Below are 1,369 nucleotides of genomic sequence, written 5' to 3' on the forward strand. Positions count from 1 at the left end.
CTACATGGACTCCCCTTTGTCAAGCAATAGCTCTTTAGATAACAAGAAGATCTGACAGCAGCTCTACATTCGGCGTTTATTAGCTTTGTTACGCTATCGCCCTGATGATTTTCGCTTGAGCAATGCCTCATTCGTTAATCAGAGTGTTTATCTCTTCCCGACTAAACAGGCTTTCATGCTCTCGGTCTGACCGTGTTATCGTCATTAGCTAGTGCTTTGACTCGGTGGGGTTAACCTTTTAAGTGCAACCGTTTTTAGCTAGCTACATAATCAACCTGATACTCTTTATCTGACTGCAACAATGCCCAAATCAAGCGTGCGTTTTTGGCGGCCAATGCCACACAGGCGCGCTTAAAGCCACGCCGCTCAATTAAGTCTTTTATCCACATGCTGATTCGGTCAGTCTTATTTTTACAGTTCGCCATAACCGCTCTGGCACCGTGAATAAGTGCCGTTCGTATGTGTTTTTCACCGCGTTTACTGATGCGCCCTAATCTGGCAACTCCGCCAGTGGTATATTGTTTGGGAACTAGCCCAATCCAAGCAGAAAATGCACGGCTAGTTGGAAAATGTTTTGCATCGTTAACGGTCGCAACCACAGCCGTTGCCGTAATTTCTCCCACACCTGGTATGCTCATTAATCGTTTGGCAGCTTGCATTTGATTGGCTAATCTATAGAGTTTTCTATCGTATTTGAGTATTTCTTCATTTAAGCCTTTGATGCTGTGCCATAAATCATCGAGTAGCTCTCGAGCAAGATGAGGCAAACCATTCTCAGCGTCTTCTAATATGCCTGAGATAGCATTTTGTGCAGGGTATCGGCCTTTGGGCATGATAATGCCAAACTCTGACAATAAACCTCTGAGTCGGTTTATCCGAGCGGTTCTATCTTTTATCGCTCCTTGACGAATGCGGTGCAAACACAAAACGGCCTGCTGCTCTTCGCTCTTGATGCTGACATAACGGGTCTTTGGGCGAGAGACTGCTTCACAAATGGCTTCAGCATCGTTTGCATCATTCTTTTCACTTTGGCGATAAGGGATAACAAACTTAGACGCCATGATACGAACGTCATGACCCAACTTACTAAACTCTCGCGCCCAATAATGTGAGCCAGAGCATGCCTCCATTCCAATCAAACATTGAGGTAACTTGGCTATCTCCGCTAACAGTTTGTTTCGTTTAACTGTTTTACGTAATTTGGTCTTGCCATACTCATCGACACCATGAATACTAAAAACTAATTTGGCTAAATCAACGCCAACGACTTTAATTAAGGACATATGGACTCTCCACTTTTGTTGAAACTTCGCACTTTCAATATGGCACATTGATGCCGAAAAGGTGGGGGAGTCCATATCATTCGTTA

At 44.2% G+C, this 1,369-nt stretch carries 1 protein-coding gene; it reads right to left on the reverse strand.

All coding sequences use genetic code 11. The features are described 5' to 3' along the window. Window positions 1–254: 254 nt before the first annotated feature. The gene (locus O9X84_RS19495) at window positions 255–1,283 is read right to left on the reverse strand and encodes an IS110 family transposase (RefSeq protein WP_269521316.1); all 1,029 of its coding nucleotides are present in this window, start codon (window positions 1,281–1,283) and stop codon (window positions 255–257) included. Window positions 1,284–1,369 lie beyond the last annotated feature (86 nt).

It is taken from the genome of Alteromonas sp. BMJM2 (assembly GCF_027257845.1).
In the GTDB taxonomy this organism is placed as follows: Bacteria; Pseudomonadota; Gammaproteobacteria; order Enterobacterales; family Alteromonadaceae; genus Alteromonas.

Bases quoted from the DNA above. Each gene is read 5' to 3' on its own strand.
- O9X84_RS19495 (WP_269521316.1), bottom strand. From the start codon at position 1,283: ATGTCCTTAATTAAAGTCGTTGGCGTTGATTTAGCCAAATTAGTTTTT.